The following is a 675-nucleotide window of genomic DNA, read 5'->3' on the forward strand; positions in this document are numbered from 1 at the left end:
GATCTCGGTTTGGAACATTTCGCCGTCATGACGAACGACGCGATGGTCTCGGAGAAAATCGAAAACCCACGTTTCCTTCGACAATCCGAGGCGAAGGTCAAGAAGGCGCAACGGGCGCTGTCGCGCAAGAAGATCGGGAGCAAGAATCGTGAAAAAGCCAAATTACTTTTGGCCAAGAAACACGAAAAGATTGCCAACCAACGCAAGGACTTCCTTCACAAACTGTCGAGACGGATCGTTGACGAGAACCAAGTCATCGTCGTGGAGACATTGAAATCAAAGGATATGATGCAAAACCATAAGGTCGCCAAGTCCATCGGGGATGTCAGTTGGTATGAGTTTGTCCGGCAGTTGGAATACAAATGTACCTTCTACGGACGGATGCTCATCAAGGCAGACCCCTGGTACGCCTCGACGCAGATCTGTTCTTCTTGCGGCGTAAAAGGCGAGAAGAAGGCGATGGACGTGCGTGAATGGACGTGTGCCTGGGGCGCGCATCATGACCGAGACATCAACGCGAGCATCAATCTGTTGATGTTGGCAAACTAAAACGAATTCCTTCAGGGTGGGAACCACCCGACGAGCTTGGTAAACAATCGTGGCTGGTAAGAGCACGGTCTTCCCAAGAAGCTCCCCCTTCAATTTGCGAAGCAAATAAGTGGCGAGTAGTTCACA

1 protein-coding gene is annotated in these 675 nt (G+C 50.8%); it reads left to right on the forward strand.

Annotated elements, in window-relative coordinates:
- Positions 1-549: RNA-guided endonuclease TnpB family protein (locus KNO86_RS14575; protein WP_214697379.1), on the forward strand; the 549-nt coding region annotated here is incomplete at its 5' end.
- Between the last annotated feature and the right edge of the window lie 126 nt (positions 550-675).

Origin of the sequence: Exiguobacterium sp. s160, from assembly GCF_018617575.1 — a bacterium.
Taxonomy (GTDB): domain Bacteria; phylum Bacillota; class Bacilli; order Exiguobacteriales; family Exiguobacteriaceae; genus Exiguobacterium; species Exiguobacterium aestuarii_A.